Below are 15,099 nucleotides of genomic sequence, written 5' to 3'. Positions count from 1 at the left end.
TGCGGTGCTCAGGCTCGTTCCATGCGCACCGGCATCTCGATCACGAGGGGCTGATTGCGGCCACAGGCGCCGCTCGGGCTTTTCGTGATATTGCGGCCGGCCAGGAATTCTGTGGTCTTGATTCGTTCGTTCCGCGCCGGGTCGAAACCCCACAGGATGAACTTCTGATGCCCGGGCGCGAAGGTCCCGTTGGGACAGGGCAACCAGTTGGGAATGTCGTGATCGACGTACCAGAAGTCGTCGAGTCTGATCGACGCGGTGTAGCCCCGGTCGCTCGTGACCGTGCCCGTGCATTCGATGGGGCTCACGCAACTGGTGCTGACGTTCCACGTCTCGACCACGGTCTGCTGGTCGTAGAAGACCTCGCCGCCACCGGGAGCCGCGCCCTTCTTCGCCCATTCGCCGTCGGACAGCACGCGGTACGTGCCGTTGAGGGAAATGCCGAAATCCTGGGCGTGTGCCTGTGGGGCAATGCCTACACTTGCCGCCAAAGCGATTGCCGCAGCACCCGCGGCCACGTCGACTCCTCGCATGGCGCAAGCCTATCGCGGCTGGTAGTTATCCTCTCCAAAAGAGAGAATTTGGTTCCCGCGTTGTGTGAGAATGGTTGGCGTGCGGTCTACAGTCGCTGTATTCGCTGCCCTGATGGCGTTCGCGTTCGTCACGGCCGCACCCCCTGCGGTCGCCCAGCCGACGTTGCCGCCATTGCCGCCGCCGGGGGCCGAGTGCAATCACCCGAACTGCACCCCGGGCATCCGGCCGAACATCGTCCTCGGCTCGTACTGCAACAACCACACGTACTATGCGTTCGGTGTGACCTCGTGGGGGCGGTTGGTGTTCTGCGGGTCGCCGCGGCGGTACGAACCGCGCTGGTTCCGCTCGCCGGAGATGCACGGCGTCAAGCTCGAGAACGACCTGTGCCCGGCGCTGGAGGGCGAAGTCGCCCAGGCGCCGGACGGCCTCTTCCTCACCTGCGTGGCCCGCGACGGCAGAAGCTACTGGGAGCGCGGCGACCTCTAGGCCGCCGGCACTTCCGGCGACTCGTCGAGACTGCGCACAGATCGCCGAAACCGCGGAAAGTTCGATCTCCCCGCAGTTTCGGCGCGAGCGCGCTCAGCCGATGGGCGTGAACTCGATGTTGATCTCGGTGAGCCCGCGCAGGATGAACGTCGGCTCGTAGACGTACCGACGGGCGTCGATCGGTCCATGCTTGTCCTCGTCGACCGTGATGTCGCCGAGGCGGTCGAGGAGGCGTTCGATGGAGACCCGGCCCTCGACGCGCGCCAGGGGGGCGCCAGGGCACGAGTGGACGCCGCGGCTGAACGCGATGTGCTCGCGGACGTTCTTGCGGTCGAGCGAGAACTCGTGCGGGTTATCGAACCGCTGTGGATCGCGATTGGCCGCACCCGGGCTCACCATCACGGTGGTGCCCGCCGGCACCGGAGTGTCGCCGAGGGTGGTCGATTTGCGGGCCATCCGGAACACGCTCTTCACCGGGCTGTCCATGCGCAGGCACTCTTCGACGAATACCGGGATGAGGCTGCGGTCGTCGCGCAGCTTCTGTTGGATGTCGGGTCGGTCGGACAGCACCCGCATCGCCGCGCCGAGCAGCTTCGCGGTGGTCTCCTGGCCCGCGGCGAAGAGGAACGTCGCGGTGCGGACCACATCGTCCACCTCGGGTGTCGAGCCGTCCGGGTACTTCGCGGTCGCGATGGAGGTCAGCACGTCGTCACGGGGTGACTCCCGGCGCTCCACGATGTAGCGGGCGAATTTGTCGTCCGCCCATGCCAACGGATTGGTCGCGATGACCTCGTGGTCGAGGCCGCCGATGTTCGAGCCGGGCCGCTCGGCGCCGAAGGCCTCGCGAAACTCCTCGTGGTCTTCTTCGGGAACGCCGAGAAGGTCGGCGACGACCAGCAGCGAGAAGGGTTTCGCATAGGCGGCGAGGAACTCGCACTTGCCGTCGGCGATGAACTCGTCGATGTGGCGGTCGGCGAGCCGCCACATGAAGTCCTCGTTCTCCTTGAGCCTCTTGGGCGTCAGCAACCGCGAGAGGATCGACCGCGCATCGGTGTGCCGCGGCGGGTCCATCGTCACCATGTGCTCGAACATCGGGATCTCGGTGCGATGCTCCTCGAGCTGAGCGCAGATGTCGTCGCCTTCGGGGGTGAACGGCATCGGCGTGAACGGACCCATCACGGCCACGCACGACGAGAAGTTCTCGCTGTCCTTGTAGACGGTGTTGGCCGCCTCCCAGCCGGTCACGGCCAACACGCCGTTGCTGATCGGGCAACACACCGGATCCTTGGCCCGCACATGGTCGTAGTACGGATGGGGATCGGGGACCAGCGCAGGGTCGGTGAAGTAGTCGACAGAATCGAAATCCGTGGTCATGGTCTGGTTGCCCTTCGAGTTCGACGCTTCGTCACGTGGTGGTGATGAGCGGAGACGACCGCTCGTTGACTGCCATTGGCGGAATATGCTGAGCACCTGCTTAGCATGGGGTTAAGGTCAGGGTCAAGATTGGGCGACGGCAGGCCATTACGATCGGCGTGTCGCACTACTGGGCGTCGAGGAAGAGAAGTGATCGCATGACATCTGCGCGTCGGATCGGGGCGCCGGACGCGAAGAACCGCGTACTTCTGCTCGACGCGGCCGAGCAGATGCTGCTCGAAGAGGGCTACGCGTCGGTGACGTCGCGCCGGGTAGCCGAGAAGGCCGGGCTCAAGCCACAGCTCGTGCATTACTACTTCCGCACAATGGAGGACCTGTTCCTCGCGGTGTTTCGACGGATGGCCGAGGCGGGGCTGCGCGTGCTCACGACGGTCTTGGCCTCGCCTCAGCCGCTGTGGTCGCTGTGGCGGTTCAGCACCCAACCCGAAGCCACCCGGCTGACGATGGAGTTCATGGGTCTTGCGAATCACCGCAAGGCGCTGCGGGCCGAAATCGTCTATTACGCAGAGCGGTTCCGCGAGGAGCAGAACGAGGCCATCTCTGCTGCACTGCGCCGATACGGATTCGAGGGCGACGACGTCCCGCCCGTCGTGTGGACCGTCTTCGCGACGGGCGTCTCGCAGCTTCTGGTGATGGAACGGGCTCTCGGCATGACCACCGGCCACGCTGAGGCGTTCGAGTATTGCGAGCGCTGGATTCGTCGGCTCGAAGGGGATCCGCTTCCGGTGCAGAGCACTCACCAACTGCGGATGGAACAGAGCGCACCCTTGGGGCCCGCATCGGTGGAGACGACGACACCGTCGACCGCAAGGACGCAGTGAATGTTGGGGGTCTCGTCGGACGGCCCACTGGTCGCCGTCACCATCGCCCACTGATCGGGATTGGCGAGCGTGACGTCCAGTACCCACTGCTGCGCAGGGCCGACCTGAGCTTCGACCTTCGGGCTGAACAGATACGGGTTGTGGCTGTAGTCCGCCCAGTTCGGCGGGTCGGTGTCGCGGTAGTAGATGTCGACGAAGAACGGTTGCTCGGCGAACACCGTGTACTTGACCTGGTGCATCGGCATCGGTATCGGCATCGGGGGTGGTGGCGGCGGCGGCTGGGCGTGCGCGGATACGCCGGTGACCATGGTGCAGGCGGCAGCCAGCACCGCCGTCGACACGAACGCGTGCACAACCCGGCGGGCGTTACGGCCACCTGCTGGCGGGAACATCATTTCCAAATTTTAGAACGCGGTTTTCGACATGGGAGCCGAATCTGTGATCCCGTCACGTCGTCAGGATCGTGGCCGATGCGGTGCCGGGAGCGCCGTAGACCTGCGCCAGACCGACCTTCGGTTCGCCGGGGACCTGACGGTCGCCCGCCTCGCCACGCAGCTGGCGGACCAGCTCGTGGACCTGGCGCAGCCCCGATGCGCCGATCGGCTCGCCGTTGGCGATCAGCCCGCCGTCGGTGTTGATCGGCATCGAACCATGGATCTCGGTGGCGCCGTCGGCCAGCAGCTTCTCTTGCTCACCGTCGGCGCACAGGCCAGTCTCCGCCATGTGGATGACTTCCGCCCCGGCGTCGGTGTCCTGTAACTGCGCGACGTCGACGTCCTCAGGTCCGACCCCGGCGGCGTCGTAGGCCGCCTTCGCGGCGTACACCGTCGGCGAGGCGTCCTCGTCCAGCGGCGCGGACGTCGCGTGCACCTCGTACGCACCGAATGTCCGAGTGCGAATCTCGGTGGCCCGCACATACACCGGCTTGTCTGTGAAGCGGTGCGCGATGTCCCCGCGGCACATGATCACAGCGGCGGCCCCCTCGTCGGGCGCGCAGAACATGTACTGCGTCAGCGGGTAGTTCAGGACCGTCGAGTTGAGGATCTCGTCGACGGAGATCTCCTTGCGGCGAAAGGCGTTTGGGTTCTTGACGCCGTTGCGGAAGTTTTTGTTGGCCACCCGAGCCAGCGTCTCCTGCGAGATGCCGTGCTTGTGGATGTAGTGGTTGGCCTTCATCCCGAAGAACTTGGTCGTGACGAATTGACCGTTCTCGGCGTACCACTGCGGCAGCGCGAGTTTGGCCGGGTCGTCGGTGAACGCGCCGCGCGGGTGCTTGTCGAGTCCGATCGCGATGCCGATGTCGTACTTGCCGAGCCGGATGGTGTCGGCAGTCTGCTGAATAGCGCTCGCCGCGGTGGCGCAGGCATTGAACACGTTGGTGAACGTGATGCCCGTCAGCCCCACCAGGCGGGTCACCGCATCCGGATTCGACACCTCGTAGCTGCCGCCGAAACCGAATTGGATGTCCTTCCAGTCGGCGCCGGCATCTTCGAGTGCGGCCTGGATGGCCTCGGCGCCCATTTCCATCGCGGTCTTGTCGAACCGGCCGAAGGGGTGCAGTCCCACGCCGATGATGGCCACATCGTTCGTCATCGAAGACCTCCTGGTCTAAACGGGCTTGAACGCGAAGGTAATGACTTCGTTGCCCTCGTCGTCGGTGGTGAACGGCACCATCGTCAGCTCGACCTGTTGGCCGAACTGCAGCTTGGCGGGGTCGTTCTCGGTGAGCCGGCCCTCGACGCGGATGACGTCGTCGAGTTGGACGAGTCCGACACCGAACGGCACGAAGTCCTTGCCGGTCGGTCCCTTGTACGGCGCGCCGGGCGGGAACCCCTGGGTCGTCCAGGCGATCAGCGTGCCGCGCCGCGGCAACGTGACGTCGGACATCTCGCCGGCACTGCATTTGGGGCAACGCCGCTGGACCGGGAAGGCCGTGGCGCCACAGGCGCCGCATCGGCTGCCGATCAACTGCGGATCGTCGTCGGGCCAGGTCGAAATTTCGGGGGCGAGTGCAACCTGTTGTGTCGGCACGCGATTGACCATAATCGGAAATGACGTTCTCGTCTAGAGAGAACCGGGACGTCAGTCCGGCGTCGACAAGGACGCGGGGCCGCCCCGGGCAGGTCTCGAACACGGGAGCTCGAGATCCGCGACCGCCGCGTAGATGGTTATCCGATGCTGTAGCCGGTGACCAGCGCGACGATGTCGCGGCCCACGACATCGGCGAACGACCGGTTGCCGTAAGCGCCGCTCGCCCAGTGCCGGGCACCTTCACTGACCAGAGACTGGGCGACCACGGCGACGTGCTCGACGTCGAACTCCTCAGGCAGTGCACCACTGTCGCGGGCCTGCTGGAATATCTCGGCGAAGACCACCGAGGTGCGCTCCAAATGGTCCTGCCCCGCGGCCGACTGCCGGTACCCCTCGAGGATGGCCTCCAGTAGCAGTTCGGGCGAGCTCGTGCGCATCGTGTCCTCGAGGCTGGCCAGCATCGAACCGATCGCCGTCGGGACGTCGTGGGATGTGCGCATCGCTTCGCGTGCCTTCTCGTGTGCCGCGTCGGTCGACAGCAGGCCCACTTCGAAGAGGACGTCTTCCTTGCGCGGGAAATAGAAGTAGAACAACGCCTTGGACACGCCCGCCGCCCGGCAGATGTCGGCCACCGTCGTCTTCGCGTACCCATTGGTGCGCCACAGCGCTAATGCAGCCTGCACCAGCGCCTGCTTCGTCGCGTGCGATCGCGCCTGTTGAAACGATGCCCGGCGCTGACCCTGGTCAGCAGCACGACCGCGCGCTAATTTCGTCATTACCAACGCTTTTCTGGTGGACACATTGTTGACCGGAGTCTAACTTATCGTTAGCCTGCCGATGTGAACGCCGACAAAGCGCAGATCGCAGAGGTCCTGATTCGCTACGCCACCGGCATCGACTCCAAGGACTGGGCGTTGTTCCGCACCTGCTGGACCGACGAGGTCGACATCGACTACGGCGATCTCGGACGGTTCACCGACGCGGGGGAGTTCACCGCGCTGATGAAGCAGGTCCACCACGGCATGGGGCCGACGTATCACCGAATCTCCAATGCGGTCATCGACGTCGACGGAGATCGGGCCGCGGCGCGCTCGTACGTCCACGCGGTTCTGATGGCTGTCCCGGGCGACGCCAACAGCTGGATCGATGCCCTCGGCCACTATGACGACGAACTCTCCCGAACCGACGACGGATGGCGAATCTCCAAGCGCACGACAAACATCGCCCGGGTCATGAGTGCGGCCGGCGCAGCGCATTGACCGAAGACGTCGCAGTCAGATACGGGCCGTGGGTCGTCATCGCCGGCGCGTCCGAAGGTATCGGCGCCGCTCTGGCCGACCAGTTGGCTGCGCGAGGGCTCAATCTCGTGCTGATCGCCCGCAACGAGAAGCTGCTCGAAGACGTTGCGGAGAAGGCTCGTGCCGACCACGGTGTGCAGACCAGAGTGCTGCCGCAGGACCTCACAGATCCAGAGGTGGCGGCCGTCCTCGGCGCGGCCACTGCCGAACTGGACGTGGGCCTGCTGATCTACAACGCGGGCGCATCGGACCGCACGTCGGAGTTCCTGGACAACGGATACGAATACTCGCTGAAGCAGATTCAACTCGATTGCATAGGGCCGACAGCACTGGCGCGACTTTTCGGCCCCGCCATGGTCGAACGGGGGCGCGGCGGCATCGTCATTGTGGCCTCGTTGGCCTGCCTCGCCGGTTCGGCGACGCTGGCGATGTACTCGGCAGTCAAGGCGTTTCAGCTCACCCTCGCCGAGGGACTGTGGGCCGAACTCTCGCCGCGCGGCGTTGACGTGTGCTGCACTCCCCTCGGTATGACGTACACGCCCGCGCTGCAGCGCATGGGGGTCGACTTCGACCCCGCGGCGCACATGCTGTCTGAGGACGTCGCCAGCGAGATCATCGAGAACCTCGGCAACGGGCCTGTCTGCGTCATCGGGGAGAACAACCGGGCGGCTGCCTCGGCGGTATGGACCATCGACCGGCGCTCGCTGGTGGAGATGATGAGTTTGGCCTCACGAGATTTCGCCGAGAAGAGGAAGGCCTGACGTGCGCGCGGTGGTGCTTCGCGGTGGGAGGTTGGAGGTCCGCGAGACCGCGGATCCCGTTCCCGGACCGGGCGAGCTGTTGATCCGTCCGCGCAGCGCCGCGATATGCGCGTCGGACGTGCACTACATGGACCATCCGAATTCGGCGCCGCGGTTCGTGTGGGATCCCGACCGCGACACCGTGATGGGGCACGAGTTCATCGGCGAGGTGGTCGGCCACGGACCCAGCTGTTCCGGCGACTTCCCGGTCGGCAGTCGCGTGACCAGCATGCCGATCCTGGTCCGTGCCGGCCAGGAGCCGTTGGTGATCGGGCACCATCCCGACGCGCACGGCGCATTCGGCGAGCTGATGGTGGTGTCGGAGGTGATGTCGCGTCGGGTATCCGATGGGGTGCCCGATGACGCGGTCGCACTCGTCGACGCATTTGCGGTGGGGGAGTTCTACGTTCGGTGCTCGGGCATCGGGCCGGGCGAACTGCCGCTCGTCATCGGGGCAGGTGCGATCGGCCTGTCGACCGTTGCCGCGTTGAAGACTCGCGGCGTCGGTCCGATAGTCGTCTCGGACTACAGCGATGACCGACTCGCGTACGCCGAGACGTTCGGCGCCGACGTTCTGGTGAATCCGAGCGCCCGCGATCCGTACGAGGCTTGGCGTGAGACGTTTCGCGCCAACAACTTCCAGACCACACAGGTGATCTTCGAATGCGTCGGGGCCAACGGCCTGCTACAGACGGTCGTCGACAACTGCGAGTTCCTGGCGCGCGTCTACGCCGCGGGCGGCTGGTACGACGCGGGCACCATCGACTGCACCGACGCCACGCATAAGGGTGTGACGATGCAATTCGGTGGCGGTCCCCACCCGCAGGACTGGTACGGCACGCTGGACGCGGTGGCCGACGGGCGCCTCGACCCGGCACCGGCCATCGGCCGCGCCATCGGTCTCGACGAGGTGCCCGAAGCCATCGACCAGGTGCGCAAGGGGCAGGGCCCGCCGCGCGTCGTCGTGCATCCGGACGCCTCATGACGGTACTGCCCGGCCAGATCCGCCAGATCGGCTACGTGGTCACCGATCTCGACCAGGCCATCGAAAACTGGTTGCAGCTCGGTGTCGGGCCCTGGTTCGTGATGCGGAGCCTGGCGCAGCGCGTCACCTACCGCGGCCAGCCGTGCGAGGTCACGCTGTCGCTGGCGCTGGCCAACAGTGGTGAACTGCAGGTGGAGCTGATCCAGCAGGAGGACAAGACGCCGAGCATCTTCACCGAATTCCTCGCCACCCAAGGCGGGGGATTCCATCAGTTGGCCTACTGGTCCGAAGATTTCGCGGCGACGATGGCGGCCGTGCACGCGGCCGGCTGGCCGGTGGTCTGGGCGGGCGGCGAGGACGTCGGGACTCGCTTCGCCTATGTCGAACCACCTGCCGGCGCCGTGCCCGTGGCGACAGTCATCGAGATCATGGAACTCAACGACATGACGGCCGGGATGGGGACGTTCATCCGTGACACGGCCGCCAACTGGGATGGCGCCGAGCCGATTCGCGTCCTCGGCGGCTGACGACTACTTGGTGCGCTTCATCGCCTTATCGGCCGCGGCCCAGTGCTCGTCGGCGACCCACAGCCGCGCGAATGCCTGGACGGCCTCGGTGGTGGAGACGCCCTTCATCACACGCTTGATCTCGCCTACGGGTCGGCCGGCGAGTTGGCGCGCGATAGCCCGCCAGTCGTCGTCGAACGACCCGCGCGGCAGCACCCGGTCGATCAGGCCGATGCGCTCGGCTTCGGCGGCCTGCAGGATGGTGCCGGTACCCGCGAGCAGCAATGCCCTGCTGTAGCCGACCAATTCCGTCAGCCGCTCGGCTCCGCCCCACGCGGGCATGATGGCGAGCGTCACCTGGTTGAAGCCGATCCTGATGTCGTCGGCGGCCAGCCGGATGTCGGCGGCCACCGCGAACTCGGCGCCTCCGCCGAGGGCGTGGCCGTTGAGCACGGCAATGGTCGGCGCAGGGAAGTCGGCGATGCGGTCGCAGACCGCCCGCATCCGCCACGCCATCGCTGCGGCGTCGTCCTCGGTTCGAAGCTCTGCGAGTTGCTTCAGGTCCCCGCCGGATACGAAGGCCTTGTCACCTGCTCCCCTGAGCACCAATGCCGTTGCGCCCTCGGCCCCGTCGAGCGCCTTGTCCAGTTGCTCCATGGTCTCCGGCGCGATCGCGTTGCGGGCTTGCGGACGGTCAATGGTGACGACCGCCAATCCACCGTCCCACTCGAGGTCGACCACGAATCGTTCTCCATCTGCGGTATTGGCATTCTCGCTTTCGGAGAATAGCATCGCCAGCGAGTCGGAAGTCGCCCCCGAGCGGCTCCGTGTCGGAGGTGCGGCCGAGCGGTGGGGAGTCGATGCGCAAGATCCCTGAAGAGCTGACCAAACGGTACGAAGACGAGGGGTGGTGGACGCGCGACACCCTTGGCGAGTTGATCGCGCGCAGTTTGCGGGCCAACCCCGACACCGGATTTCGCGTGCACTCCGATGTCCGGCCGTTCACAGGGACCTTTGCCGACGTCGAGCTGCGGGCTCGCCGACTGGCCGCCGGTTTGCACCGGCGCGGTGTGGGTCCGGGCGATGTGGTGGCGCTGCAGCTGCCCAATTGGATGGAAGCCGCGGTGACGTTCTGGGCGTCGACGTTCCTTGGCGCTGTCGTGGTGCCGATCGTGCATTTCTACGGCCGCAGGGAACTCGGCCATATCCTGTCGACCGCGCGGCCGAAAGTCTTCATCACCACCCCGGAGTTCGGCCGGATGAAGTTCGAGCCGGATCTGGCGGCCGAGGTTCCGGTCGTCGCCCTGGTGGGCGCCGACGAAGGCTCGCATGAGGAGCATGCGCGCAGCTTCGAGGACCTGCTCGACGACGAACCGTTGGTCGGTACCTTGCCGGCCGACCCCGCCAGCCCGGCGCTGATCGCCTTCACCTCGGGCACCACCAGTAATCCGAAGGGCGTGGTGCACAGCCACCAGACGCTCGGCTTCGAAACCCGGCAGCTGCTGGAGAACTACCCGAAGGACCGCGGTCGTCAGCTCACCGCGACTCCCGTCGGGCACTTCATCGGCATGCTCGGCGCGTTCCTGATCCCGGTTCTCGAGGGCGCGCCGATCGACCTCGTCGATGTCTGGGATCCCGGCAGGGTGCTCAAACTCATGGAGAGCGAGGGGATGTCGATCGGCGGCGGCCCACCGTACTTCGTCACCAGCCTGCTCGACCATCCCGACTGCACCGACGCGCACCGCGCGCGCTTCACCACCGTGGGCCTCGGTGGCTCAACGGTGCCCGCAGCGGTCACGCGCCGGCTCGCGGAGATGGGTTTTTTCGTGTTCCGCTCCTATGGCAGCACCGAGCATCCCTCGATCACCGGATCGCGGCCCACCGCGCCGGAGGACAAACGGCTCTACACCGACGGCGATCCGCGTCCCGGCGTGGAGATCAAGCTGACCGAGGACGGCGAAATCCTTTCCCGCGGACCGGATTTGTGTCTGGGCTACACCGACGATGCGCTCACTGCGCGCGCCTTCGACGACGACGGCTGGTACCACACCGGCGACGTCGGTGTTCTTGACGACGACGGGTACCTGACCATCACCGACCGCAAAGCCGACGTCATCATCCGTGGTGGCGAGAACATCAGCGCCCTCGAGGTCGAGGAGGTGTTGCTCAGTATGCCGAGCGTCGCCGAGGCCGTGGTCGTGGCCGCGCCCGACGAGCGCCTCGGTGAGCGCACCGCCGCGGTCCTGCGAGTCCGCGACGGGCACGCGATGCCCACGCTCGACGACGTCCGCGCGCACTTCAAGGCCGCAGGCGTCGCCATCCAGAAGTGGCCCGAGGAGTTGCACCGGGTACCCGAAGGTCAGGACTACCCGCGCACGGCGAGCGGGAAGGTGCAGAAGTTCGTCGTTCGGCAGAGCATTCGGGAGTAATGCGGCAAGGGATTGCCACTTAGCGCAGATGAGAATAGGATTCTCTTAAGAGGATAAGGAGTGTTTCATGGGACAGCTGTCGCATCGGGTCGACATACCATTTCCGCTGTTCGACGCGGATAACCACCTGTACGAGCCGCCGGAGGCGATGACGAAGTACCTTCCGAAGGAGTACAAGGACGTCGTCCAGTACGTCGAGGTCAACGGGCGGACCAAGATCGCCCTGAAGGGCCAGATCAGCAACTACATCCCGAATCCCACGTTCTCGGTGGTCGCCAAGCCGGGTGCCTGGGAGGAGTACTTCAAGTTCGGCAACCCCGACGGTAAGAGCAAGCGCGAACTGTTCGGCGAGCCGATGCGCGCCATCCCGGCGTTCTTCGAACCCGAGCCGCGCATCGAGAAGATGAACGAGTTGGGCATCGAGCGGTCGCTGATGTTCCCGACCCTGGCCAGCCTCATCGAGGAGCGCCTTTCCGACGATCCCGTCGCGATCCACGTCGTCATCCACTCACTCAACGAGTGGCTGCACGAGGTGTGGGGCTTCAACTACCAGAACCGCATCTTCACCACGCCGGTCATCACGTTGCCCATCGTGGAGAAGGCCATCGAGGAGCTGGAGTGGGCGGTCAAGCGCGGTGCCCGCGCGATCCTGATCCGTCCGGCGCCGGTGCCCGGTTTCCGCGGCCCGCGGTCGTTCGCGCTGCCCGAGTTCGACCCGTTCTGGGAGCGGTGCGTCGAGCACGACGTCTTCGTCGGTATGCACTCCAGCGACAGCGGTTACTCCCGCTACACCTCCGAATGGGACGGTGCCGCCCAGGAGATGCTGCCGTTCCAGACCAACGCCATGTCGATCCTCAACGAGTGGCGCCCGATCCAGGATGCGGTGGCCTCCTGGGTGATTCACGGTGCGCTGTTCCGCTTCCCGAAGCTGAAGGTCGGCATCGTCGAGGCCGGGTCGAAGTGGATGTTCCCTCTGCTGGACTCGATGGCCGAGGTGTACAAGAAGGCGCCGGAAGCCTTCCTCGGCAATCCGATGGAAGAGATCAAGAATCGCATCTATGTCAGCCCGTTCTATGAGGAGGGCATCGACGACCTGATCAACCTGATCGGGGTCGACCAGGTGCTCTACGGCTCCGACTGGCCGCACCCGGAAGGTCTGGCCGAGCCGACACACTATGTGACGGCGCTCGAGCATCTGGCCGTCGAGGACCAGGCCAAGATCATGGGCGGCAACCTGGGGCGTCTCGTCACGACGTGACGTACCAACCGCGTTGGGACACCATCCCGGAGATGGTGCTGAGCGCAGCGGACCGGTTCGGCGATGCGGAAGCGCTCGTCGACGGTCCGCTGCGCCTTACCTTTGTCGAGCTCATCGACCGGATCCGTTGCGCTGCAGGCGCATTCGCGGACTTTGGGATCGGCAAGGGGGACCGCGTCGCCATCTGGGCGCCGAATTCCGCGGAGTGGGTCATCGCGGCGTTCGGGCTGCTGACCGCCGGCGGCGTGCTGGTACCGGTCAACACGAGATTCAAAGCGGAGGAAGCGGCCGACATCATCGTCCGCAGCGGAGCCAAGGCCGTCCTGGTGCAGAAGGACTTCCTCGGCCTGGACTACGACGCACCGGCGGGTGTGCCGGTCATCGACCTGAAGTCCGAATTCCTCTCCACTGGTTCGCCATTGCGACGCGACATCAGCGGCAGCGATATCTCCGACATCATCTTCACCTCGGGCACGACGGGCCGGCCCAAGGGCGTGATGATGAACCACGCTCAGAACCTGCGGTTGTACGAGGAGTGGTGTGAGCTCGCCGACCTCCGGCAAGGCGACCGCTATCTGCTCATCAATCCGTTCTTCCACACCTTCGGCTACAAGGCCGGGCTGCTGTCGTCGTTCATCCGTGGCGCGACGATGCTGCCGGTGTCGGTGTTCGATGTCGACCGGGTCGTGGACCTCATCGAGCGGGAACGCATCACGATGCTGCCTGGCCCGCCGACGCTGTATCACTCGCTGCTGGCCGTGCCCGACAAGAGCAGGCTGGCCACGCTGCGGGCCGCAGTCACCGGTGCGGCGGACATCCCCGTCGAACTGGTGCGCCGCGTCCACGAAGAACTTCCGTTCCAGACGCTCGCCACCGGCTACGGCCTCACCGAGGCCGGCACAGTGACGCTCTCGCGGCCCGGGGACTCGTTCCACGACATCGCCACCACCGCGGGCGTGGCGTGCGATGGCGTCGAGATGCGCATCGCTGACGACGGCGAGGTCCTGGTCCGCGGCTACACGGTGATGCAGGGCTATCTCGACGACCCGGAGGCTACCGCGGAGGCGGTCGACGCCGACGGCTGGCTGCACACCGGCGACCTGGGCACCGTCGACGGCGCCGGGCGGCTGCGCATCGTCGGCCGCAAGAAGGACATGTTCATCGTCGGCGGTTTCAACGCCTACCCGGCGGAGATCGAAGGTTTCCTGCTCGAACACCCCGCGGTCGCTCAGGCCGCGGTGATTGGTGTGCCCGATGAACGTCTGGGACAGGTGGGCAAGGCGTTCATCGTGCGCAAGGACGGGACCGACGCCGTCACTGCCGAGGAACTGATCGAGTGGAGCCGCGCCCGAATGGCCGGTTACAAGGTTCCCCGATCCGTCGAATTTCTCGAACAGTTACCGTTGAATGCCACGGGCAAAGTGATGAAAGACCAATTACACAGCGCGCCGCGCTGAGCGTACGCACAGCGTGTAAACACCATTTCCGCAGGCGAGATGTGTTCTCAGGGCGGTCTGTGGATGCGGTATCGTCGCACCAATAGTCAAAAAAGAAAATGTCATTCTCATTGAGCAAGGTGCTTAACGGACCAATCCAGGGAGGAGGTCGCCGTGCCGTCATTCAGGCGCCGCGCATCGGTGATCGACGCCGACCACGTCGACAAGACGCCGAAGAAGCCTGACGCGCCCGCCGACGCAAGCGACGCCCTGGCGCTCGCCGAAGAGGCGGAGGCCGAGGCTGCCGAGGCGGAAGCGGTCGCCGCCGCGGCGCGTGCCAAGGCCCGCGCGATCAGACTGCGCCGAGAGGCCGCCGCGGCGTCCGAACCGGCCGAACCGGCGTCCGAGGTGGCCGCCGAGAGCGCGACCGACACCGAGAACGAGGCCACCACCGCCGAAGAGCCCGAGACGGCAACGTCGACCGACCCCGAAGTTGCGGCGGACGTCGCAGCAGAAGGTGATGCCGGCGACAGCACTGACGGCGTGGCCGGGAAGGCGCGCCGGAGGCGGCGCCCGCGCATCAGGTGGAAGACCCTTGCGGCCGTACTGGCCGTCCTGTGCACCGTCGCCTTGATCGTGCTGAGTGTGGTGGCCAGCGTGCTGATGTACCTGGATCACAAGAACCAGCTCGAGGAACAGCGTCTGATGGCGGAGTACTCCGCAGCGGCCCGCCAGGGCGTTGTCACGCTGATGTCGCTGGACTTCAACAACGCGCAGGAAGACGTGCAGCGGATCATCGACAACACGACCGGACAGTTCCGGGATGAATTCGAGCGTCAGGCAGGCGATTTCGCCGAAGTGGCGCGCCAGTCGAAGGTCATCACCGAGGCGAACGTCAACATCGCCGCAGTCAAGACCATGAACGACGACACGGCGCAGGTACTGGTTTCGGCGACTTCACACGTCACCAACAGTGCAGGGGCCAACAGGGAGCCACGATCGTGGCGTCTACTCGTCGATTTGGACCGCGACGGCGACCGGATCAAGATGTCGAAAGTTGAGTTCGTACCGTGACCGCTGA

17 protein-coding genes are annotated in these 15,099 nt (G+C 65.7%); 10 read left to right on the top strand and 7 right to left on the bottom strand.

Going from position 1 to position 15,099, the window contains the following annotated elements:
- Nucleotides 1-8: 8 nt before the first annotated feature.
- Nucleotides 9-518, bottom strand: a complete 510-nt coding sequence (locus tag N4S67_RS19385) for an Rv2253/PknI dimerization domain-containing protein (RefSeq protein WP_449288837.1) — start codon at nt 516-518, stop codon at nt 9-11.
- A gap of 94 nt (nt 519-612) precedes the next feature.
- On the opposite strand from N4S67_RS19385, the gene N4S67_RS19380 reads away from it, so the two are divergent.
- The gene (locus N4S67_RS19380) at nt 613-1,020 is read left to right on the top strand and encodes a hypothetical protein (protein ID WP_260994601.1); all 408 of its coding nucleotides are present in this window, start codon (nt 613-615) and stop codon (nt 1,018-1,020) included.
- 93 nt (nt 1,021-1,113) lie between these two features.
- Here the strand turns inward: N4S67_RS19380 and N4S67_RS19375 are convergent, their stop codons facing one another.
- Nucleotides 1,114-2,394, bottom strand: coding sequence for a cytochrome P450 (locus N4S67_RS19375; RefSeq protein ID WP_260994600.1), 1,281 nt, complete (start codon nt 2,392-2,394; stop codon nt 1,114-1,116).
- A gap of 197 nt (nt 2,395-2,591) precedes the next feature.
- Between N4S67_RS19375 and N4S67_RS19370 the strand changes: the two genes are divergently transcribed.
- On the top strand, nt 2,592-3,275 hold the full coding sequence (locus N4S67_RS19370) for a TetR/AcrR family transcriptional regulator (protein ID WP_260994599.1): 684 nt from the start codon (nt 2,592-2,594) through the stop codon (nt 3,273-3,275).
- Here the strand turns inward: N4S67_RS19370 and N4S67_RS19365 are convergent.
- The 4 genes from N4S67_RS19365 to N4S67_RS19350 form a co-directional block, all read right to left on the bottom strand.
- A complete protein-coding gene (locus N4S67_RS19365) occupies nt 3,191-3,670 on the bottom strand; it encodes a hypothetical protein (protein WP_390893429.1) in 480 nt (159 codons plus the stop codon). The genes N4S67_RS19370 and N4S67_RS19365 overlap by 85 nt on opposite strands.
- 52 nt (nt 3,671-3,722) lie before the next feature.
- Complete coding sequence (locus tag N4S67_RS19360) at nt 3,723-4,868, bottom strand: thiolase family protein (RefSeq protein ID WP_260994598.1); 1,146 nt, start codon at nt 4,866-4,868, stop codon at nt 3,723-3,725.
- Nucleotides 4,869-4,883: 15 nt separating this feature from the next.
- Nucleotides 4,884-5,318 carry a Zn-ribbon domain-containing OB-fold protein gene (locus N4S67_RS19355; protein WP_260994597.1) on the bottom strand — a complete coding sequence of 145 codons (435 nt, stop codon included), beginning with the start codon at nt 5,316-5,318 and terminating at the stop codon, nt 4,884-4,886.
- Between the two features lie 125 nt (nt 5,319-5,443).
- Complete coding sequence (locus N4S67_RS19350; protein WP_260994596.1) at nt 5,444-6,082, bottom strand: TetR/AcrR family transcriptional regulator; 639 nt, start codon at nt 6,080-6,082, stop codon at nt 5,444-5,446.
- Between the two features lie 63 nt (nt 6,083-6,145).
- Between N4S67_RS19350 and N4S67_RS19345 the strand changes: the two genes are divergently transcribed.
- Genes N4S67_RS19345 through N4S67_RS19330 form a run of 4 tightly spaced genes read left to right on the top strand, consistent with a single transcriptional unit; the run spans nt 6,146 to nt 8,916 of the window.
- Nucleotides 6,146-6,565, top strand: a complete 420-nt coding sequence (locus N4S67_RS19345) for a nuclear transport factor 2 family protein (RefSeq protein WP_260994595.1) — start codon at nt 6,146-6,148, stop codon at nt 6,563-6,565.
- The gene (locus tag N4S67_RS19340) at nt 6,562-7,365 is read left to right on the top strand and encodes an SDR family NAD(P)-dependent oxidoreductase (RefSeq protein WP_260994594.1); all 804 of its coding nucleotides are present in this window, start codon (nt 6,562-6,564) and stop codon (nt 7,363-7,365) included. Before N4S67_RS19345 ends, N4S67_RS19340 begins: the two co-directional genes overlap by 4 nt.
- A gap of 1 nt (nt 7,366) precedes the next feature.
- Nucleotides 7,367-8,389: a zinc-binding dehydrogenase gene (locus N4S67_RS19335; RefSeq protein ID WP_260994593.1), complete on the top strand. Its 1,023-nt coding sequence runs from the start codon at nt 7,367-7,369 to the stop codon at nt 8,387-8,389.
- Nucleotides 8,386-8,916, top strand: a complete 531-nt coding sequence (locus N4S67_RS19330; RefSeq protein WP_260994592.1) for a VOC family protein — start codon at nt 8,386-8,388, stop codon at nt 8,914-8,916. The genes N4S67_RS19335 and N4S67_RS19330 overlap by 4 nt, the downstream gene beginning before the upstream one ends.
- Nucleotides 8,917-8,919: 3 nt before the next feature.
- Here N4S67_RS19330 and N4S67_RS19325 read toward each other — a convergent pair whose 3' ends face one another.
- Complete coding sequence (locus tag N4S67_RS19325) at nt 8,920-9,636, bottom strand: enoyl-CoA hydratase/isomerase family protein (protein WP_260994591.1); 717 nt, start codon at nt 9,634-9,636, stop codon at nt 8,920-8,922.
- 119 nt (nt 9,637-9,755) lie between these two features.
- On the opposite strand from N4S67_RS19325, the gene N4S67_RS19320 reads away from it, so the two are divergent.
- The 4 genes from N4S67_RS19320 to N4S67_RS19305 all read left to right on the top strand — a co-directional run bounded on the left by N4S67_RS19320 (nt 9,756) and on the right by N4S67_RS19305 (nt 15,092).
- Nucleotides 9,756-11,324 carry an AMP-binding protein gene (locus tag N4S67_RS19320; protein ID WP_260994590.1) on the top strand — a complete coding sequence of 523 codons (1,569 nt, stop codon included), beginning with the start codon at nt 9,756-9,758 and terminating at the stop codon, nt 11,322-11,324.
- Between the two features lie 67 nt (nt 11,325-11,391).
- The gene (locus N4S67_RS19315; protein ID WP_260994589.1) at nt 11,392-12,582 is read left to right on the top strand and encodes an amidohydrolase family protein; all 1,191 of its coding nucleotides are present in this window, start codon (nt 11,392-11,394) and stop codon (nt 12,580-12,582) included.
- A 32-nt stretch (nt 12,583-12,614) separates the two neighbouring features.
- The gene (locus N4S67_RS19310) at nt 12,615-14,039 is read left to right on the top strand and encodes a FadD3 family acyl-CoA ligase (protein WP_260994737.1); all 1,425 of its coding nucleotides are present in this window, start codon (nt 12,615-12,617) and stop codon (nt 14,037-14,039) included.
- A gap of 153 nt (nt 14,040-14,192) precedes the next feature.
- Nucleotides 14,193-15,092 carry a hypothetical protein gene (locus tag N4S67_RS19305; RefSeq protein ID WP_260994588.1) on the top strand — a complete coding sequence of 300 codons (900 nt, stop codon included), beginning with the start codon at nt 14,193-14,195 and terminating at the stop codon, nt 15,090-15,092.
- The last annotated feature ends 7 nt before the right edge of the window (nt 15,093-15,099 follow it).

Source organism: Mycobacterium deserti (assembly GCF_025345615.1).
In the GTDB taxonomy this organism is placed as follows: Bacteria; Actinomycetota; Actinomycetes; order Mycobacteriales; family Mycobacteriaceae; genus Mycobacterium; species Mycobacterium deserti.
This window is presented reverse-complemented; position numbering and strand designations above follow the sequence as displayed.

Excerpts from the sequence above, each read along its gene's own strand:
- N4S67_RS19320 (WP_260994590.1), top strand. The coding sequence starts at position 9,756 with ATGCGCAAGATCCCTGAAGAGCTGACCAAACGGTACGAAGACGAGGGG.
- N4S67_RS19355 (WP_260994597.1), bottom strand. The coding sequence starts at position 5,318 with ATGGTCAATCGCGTGCCGACACAACAGGTTGCACTCGCCCCCGAAATT.
- N4S67_RS19370 (WP_260994599.1), top strand. The coding sequence starts at position 2,592 with ATGACATCTGCGCGTCGGATCGGGGCGCCGGACGCGAAGAACCGCGTA.
- N4S67_RS19365 (WP_390893429.1), bottom strand. The coding sequence starts at position 3,670 with ATGATGTTCCCGCCAGCAGGTGGCCGTAACGCCCGCCGGGTTGTGCAC.
- N4S67_RS19330 (WP_260994592.1), top strand. The coding sequence starts at position 8,386 with ATGACGGTACTGCCCGGCCAGATCCGCCAGATCGGCTACGTGGTCACC.
- N4S67_RS19360 (WP_260994598.1), bottom strand. The coding sequence starts at position 4,868 with ATGACGAACGATGTGGCCATCATCGGCGTGGGACTGCACCCCTTCGGC.
- N4S67_RS19315 (WP_260994589.1), top strand. The coding sequence starts at position 11,392 with ATGGGACAGCTGTCGCATCGGGTCGACATACCATTTCCGCTGTTCGAC.
- N4S67_RS19350 (WP_260994596.1), bottom strand. The coding sequence starts at position 6,082 with ATGACGAAATTAGCGCGCGGTCGTGCTGCTGACCAGGGTCAGCGCCGG.
- N4S67_RS19375 (WP_260994600.1), bottom strand. The coding sequence starts at position 2,394 with ATGACCACGGATTTCGATTCTGTCGACTACTTCACCGACCCTGCGCTG.
- N4S67_RS19310 (WP_260994737.1), top strand. The coding sequence starts at position 12,615 with ATGGTGCTGAGCGCAGCGGACCGGTTCGGCGATGCGGAAGCGCTCGTC.